The sequence below is a fragment of the Phycisphaerae bacterium genome (assembly GCA_041652575.1).
In the GTDB taxonomy this organism is placed as follows: domain Bacteria; phylum Planctomycetota; class Phycisphaerae; order Sedimentisphaerales; family UBA12454; genus UBA12454.
Window position 1 is genome coordinate 1 of record JBAZHC010000025.1, and the last position, 5,013, is coordinate 5,013.

Sequence of the window (5,013 nt, forward strand, 5' to 3'; positions counted from 1 at the left end):
CGTAGGCGGTGAAGTCGTAAATCGGCGGATTGACGAGCAGGATTTTCGGTTTCGTTAGCATAAGGGTATTTTAAACATTAAGTCACTAAGACACCAAGGCACAAATTGATTAAGAAATATAACGACAGTAGTCGGTATCCGGCAGGCAGAATTAATCGTTGAGAATTGGATAGGCAAGGGTATAATACCGGGAACATTAATTTTGGCGACAAGAGAATTTTTCGGAGGAATGATTATGAAACGATTTTTGATTTTGCCGATGCTTCTTCTTTTTTTCGGCTGTGATGAAGCACCAAAAATTGAGCCTCCAAAGGAACTTTTGAATCCTTCCAATCCCCAGGAAGCTGTTTTTTTACAGGATATGACGTCAGCAAGTCTTAATGTGCCGGTCACAACATCCGTTTTGCTTGGCAATGGCGTGACAATGGAACTGGTGCTGATACCAGCGGGTGAGTTTTATATGGGTTCGCCAAGTAAAGAGGCATTGAGGGAATCAAGCGAAGGACCGGTGCATCAGGTTAAAATCAGTAAACCATTTTATATGGGCAAGTACGAAGTAACACAACTTCAATATAACGCCCTGATGGGTTATAAAAAATTTAAATTCCGCGGCGACGCAATGCCGGCGGAAAACGTTAACTGGTACGAGGTAAATTCTTTTATAGGCGTACTGTGTAAAGATTACGGCTATAAGTTTCATTTGCCGAGCGAGGCGCAATGGGAATACGCCTGCCGAGCGGGGACGACCACTCCGTTTTATACCGGCGAAACAATAAGTTCGGAACAGGCTAACTATAACAGCGCATATATTTATGGCAAGGGCAGGAACGGCATCAATCCGAAGATGACAAGTCCGGTGGGAAAGTATCCGCCTAATCCGTTCGGCCTGTACGATATGCACGGAAATGTGTGGGAATGGTGCAGTGATTTTTATATGCCTGATTATTATAAAAAAGGAAAATTTACAGACCCACAAGGCCCTGCGACAGCGGGCGGGCACGTTATTCGCGGCGGTTCGTGGAGAGATAAGCCTGAAAGACTGCGGTCGGCAAGCAGAAGCGGAAAAGGAGAAGGGGCTGATAAAAAGTACCTGGGCTTTCGCGTCGCTATGGAAATACCCGAAGGCACCGGCAAGCAAATCGGCTCGGTAATACTGCCATTGAACAAGAAAGTGTCGGAATCGGGAATCGTGGAGAGCACCATCATTCAGGCACAGCAGCCTCAGGAAATAGAAAGCGAGCTTGTGTATGATGAAAATACCCGGCAGGGATATATATCCGTAAAGGGCAAGGGGTTGGAGGCGAGAAACTGGATGCTGAAAAAGATTGAAGAAGTATGTGCATCGAAAAATATCGTACTCGAAGAAGGCAGGAAACCACAGCCAGCGTATTACCGACTGCTGGATGAGACGCTTGCCGACGGAGTTTACACAATAAAATTTGAAGTGATACATTAGGAGAATTTTATGAAAACTTTACTGAATTTTTTGTTTGTTGTTTTGATTTTCGCGTCACTGGGATGCGAGGAAAATTCGAAAGTCAAACTTCGGCCTGACGTTGGAAATGCTTCTTTGGTTGATAACGCGGTGACCCGTCCGATTGCATACGCGGGCAGTGCGCTATTGGGCGAAGGAGTCGAAATCGACGAGGAAGCTACAAAGATAAACGAAAATGGTCTGCTGGAATTGTATATAAAGGGGCACAATAACTCGCAGGAGACAAAGCGATTCTGGTACAGACCCGAATGGATTGATGCCGATGGGATGACAATTGAAAGCAGAACAAGCGTTTGGACCCCGATGTCGGTCAGAGGAAAATCGGATTTCACGATAAAAGTTGCTGCGACGGCAGCACAGGCCAAAGATGTAAAAATTGACACAAAGAAATGGGAGTAATTTATGAGAAACAAAATACTATTAACAGTCTTTTTCATCGCGGCTACCTTTATTTCCGGATGTCAGGAGAATGAAGTAAAACGAATTGACACGATGAACGATGACGGCAAAGAGGTCTTAGACCTCGACTACCGCGATTTCGAACTGGCAGCGGCTGAGATGACGCGTTCGATGATAGCGTCGGGCGCATTTAATAAACAGGGCGGCGGGCGATACGTCGTGGCGACATCGAATATCGACAATATCACATCAAGGCGAATTGACACCGACCAGCTTATGGCGAAAATAGAAGAAGAACTTTATAGCAGCGGTCAGGTGGTAATGACTTCGGCAGTAGGGGGCAGAAGCTCAGTTGATAAAATGGTTCACGATATCAGGGACGTGCGGGATTCACAATACAGTGATGAGTTCAAGAGTGAAACGCTTGTCGAAAAAGAACAGTTAATCGCGCCTGAGTTAAGCATATCGGGCAAAATTTTTCAAAACAGCCTGAGATATGACAAAGACCACGTACAGCAGGAATATTATTTCCAGCTAAAAGTTACGGAACTTGCCAGCGGTCTCAGAAAATGGCAAAAAGAAGTTCTTATCGGCAAACGCGGCAAAATTACCGAGGTTGATTTAGATTAACCTGCAAGGAGAGAAAGATGAGAAATGCATATTTATTTTTCTTTGTTTTGATACTTGTCGCAAGCGCGTTTTGTGCGACTTCCACGACAGAAATCCAGACAAAAGGGCAAGGCGGCAGCCGGGATGAGGCGATTAACAGTGCGCTCATCGGTGCGATTGCGCAGGTAAACGGAGCGGAGATTAATACCGCAGACGTTAATTATGAGTTAGTAAAAGCTGATTTAAGCGGAACCGGCAATAACCAGACAGTTATAGTGCTCGATTCGGTACCGAAGGAGACAAACGAAAAAGTCAGGGTGTCAGGATTTATAAAAACCTACGAAATACTGGAAGAAAGAAAAATCGACGACGGCCTTTACGAAGTAGTGCTCAAAGCATTAGTTTACGATTATCCGTCGGCTGAGCAGAACAACAGGTACAGTCTTGCGGTTATGCCGATACAAACGCTGGAGCAAAATTATAATTTTGACGGCAAGGATGTGCAAGCCAATGAATTATCAGAAAGACTGGGGCATAAAATCAGTACGGCACTGGCTAATACCAACAAATTCTCAATACTCAGCGAAGATTTTGTAACAGGTTTCAATAAAAACCAAAGCAGTGCTGATTCAAGCGAACTTGGCATAAAAGAAAAACCCAAAACAGGGCAGGCTCTCGCACCGGACTACATTCTCACCGGCCTTTTATCAGATGTCAGGCTCGAAGGCGAAGATAAATATCTGAGGGCGATAGACAAAACAGTAAGAGAGTATGAGCTTGATTTGGTTTTCGATTATAAGATTATAGTTGCTCCCACTAAACAGTTAAAAGTTTCGGATTCGATAAGATATCATCTGGAAACGAACGAAATAAAAGACCTCACGGCAAAACGTGATGTCGATGAACTGAATATCAGTGAGCTGACCGATAATCTTTTGGCAAAACTCAGTAACCAGGTTGTATCCGAAGCAATTGACAGAATCTATCCTATAAGAATAGCGGTTATTGATGAAAACGGCAGAGTGATAATAAATCAGGGCGGGGACAGGATTAAAGAAGGAATGGTACTGGACGTCATTAACGAAGGTAAGGAAATCGTAGACTTTGACACGAAAGAATCATTAGGCAAAATTGAAACCGTTGTTGCGAAAATCAAAGTCGGCCAAGTAGAGCCAAGTTTCGCTTACGCTGATATAATCGAGAACGGAGATATCTCTGAAGGCCTGATATGCAGAATGACTAAACCCGAAGAACGTAAAATTCAGGGTCTGAAATCTGAAGTTACAATAGATTCAAATAAAGGCGTCAAATTGCCAATAGACCAATAACATCAAGTATTATCGAATTAAAAACGGCCGAGGCGGTGACGCGACTCGGCCGTTTATTTTTTGTGTTTAAGAAAAAGAACCCCCTAATACCCGCCTTCGTTAAAACTACGGCGGGTAAAAATTAGGGGGCTAAATTTTAAAAAACTCTATTTTGGGTAGCCGACGGTCTGGGCAAGGATAACTTTCTGGTCGGGGCGAAGGCCAATAGCTTTGGCGAGGATTTCTTTATCAACGTAACCGCGAACGACGGTTGCTAAATTTTCCGAAGCGCAGAACAGATAAACATTCTGTGCGATGAAGCCCACGTCGGCACCGGAATAAAATACCTTGTCCTGTTCGGAGCCTCTGGTCATTTTCGACAAATCAGCAACGTAAACAAGATTGACGGGGGCGACTTCGACGAAGGGCTGCTTGCCGGTCATTTTGCGGAGGTCTTTTTCGAGAACGAGTTTGAGTGAGTTGGATTGCGCGTCATAGAGATAAAAGCCTTTGGCGAGCGCGACGTAGATGTCGATTTCCTGCTGGTTCATCGCTGACGGCGCGGTGCGTTTGCCGTCGGGGCGGTTAATGCCGAACGCGGCCCAGAGGAGATTCGAAAGAAGCTGGTCGGGCAATTGTTGTGTGCTGAACTCGCGCGAGGTCTTTCTTTCGCTCAGGGCCTGCATCAGCGGCATGCCGCCGGTGGTCTGCGGTGCGGGCAATTGGATTGCCTGTGTTTGCGGAGCGGCTGGTTCGTTCGGGTCGGCTGCGATTGAAGAAACAATCAGCAGACAGAGTGACAGTAATAAAGTTAGTGCGAGCAATTTGGTTTTCATTTTGTTCTCCTAAAGACACGGATTAACAAGATTGAATCATTAAATACGCTGATTATTTAACCACGAATTAACACGAATTAACACAAAAAATTAAAAAGCAAAAAGACAAAATAATCATTCTTTTTAGACAGGATAACAGGATTAACAAGATTGAATCATTTTATAAAGACAGGATAACAGGATTAACAAGATTGAATCATTAAATACGCTGATTATTTAACCACGAATTAACACAAAAAAGCAAAAAGCAAAAAGACAAAATAATCATTCTTTTTAGACAGGATAACAGGATTAACAAGATGTTTACGCGGCCGTGCCGGCCGAGGCTAAACGGTACCTTCATCACAACCGGCGGGAGTGGTCGGCA

Annotated in this window: 5 protein-coding genes; 4 read left to right on the forward strand and 1 reads right to left on the reverse strand. The window is 44.4% G+C overall.

Annotated features, from left to right (window positions below):
* Positions 1-235: 235 nt before the first annotated feature.
* Genes WC496_12700 through WC496_12715 form a run of 4 tightly spaced genes read left to right on the forward strand, consistent with a single transcriptional unit; the run spans position 236 to position 3,831 of the window.
* Positions 236-1,456: a formylglycine-generating enzyme family protein gene (locus WC496_12700; GenBank protein ID MFA5293873.1), complete on the forward strand. Its 1,221-nt coding sequence runs from the start codon at positions 236-238 to the stop codon at positions 1,454-1,456.
* A 9-nt stretch (positions 1,457-1,465) separates the two neighbouring features.
* Entirely contained in the window at positions 1,466-1,894 is a 429-nt protein-coding gene (locus WC496_12705; protein ID MFA5293874.1) for a YcfL family protein, read from the forward strand.
* A gap of 3 nt (positions 1,895-1,897) precedes the next feature.
* Positions 1,898-2,524: a penicillin-binding protein activator LpoB gene (locus WC496_12710; GenBank protein MFA5293875.1), complete on the forward strand. Its 627-nt coding sequence runs from the start codon at positions 1,898-1,900 to the stop codon at positions 2,522-2,524.
* Positions 2,525-2,541: 17 nt separating this feature from the next.
* Positions 2,542-3,831, forward strand: a complete 1,290-nt coding sequence (locus WC496_12715; GenBank protein ID MFA5293876.1) for a hypothetical protein — start codon at positions 2,542-2,544, stop codon at positions 3,829-3,831.
* Between the two features lie 146 nt (positions 3,832-3,977).
* On the opposite strand, the gene WC496_12720 is transcribed toward WC496_12715, so the two are convergent.
* Positions 3,978-4,646 carry a SagB/ThcOx family dehydrogenase gene (locus WC496_12720; protein ID MFA5293877.1) on the reverse strand — a complete coding sequence of 223 codons (669 nt, stop codon included), beginning with the start codon at positions 4,644-4,646 and terminating at the stop codon, positions 3,978-3,980.
* Positions 4,647-5,013 lie beyond the last annotated feature (367 nt).

Bases quoted from the DNA above. Each gene is read 5' to 3' on its own strand.
- WC496_12700 (MFA5293873.1), top strand. From the start codon at position 236: ATGAAACGATTTTTGATTTTGCCGATGCTTCTTCTTTTTTTCGGCTGT.
- WC496_12705 (MFA5293874.1), top strand. From the start codon at position 1,466: ATGAAAACTTTACTGAATTTTTTGTTTGTTGTTTTGATTTTCGCGTCA.
- WC496_12710 (MFA5293875.1), top strand. From the start codon at position 1,898: ATGAGAAACAAAATACTATTAACAGTCTTTTTCATCGCGGCTACCTTT.
- WC496_12715 (MFA5293876.1), top strand. From the start codon at position 2,542: ATGAGAAATGCATATTTATTTTTCTTTGTTTTGATACTTGTCGCAAGC.
- WC496_12720 (MFA5293877.1), bottom strand. From the start codon at position 4,646: ATGAAAACCAAATTGCTCGCACTAACTTTATTACTGTCACTCTGTCTG.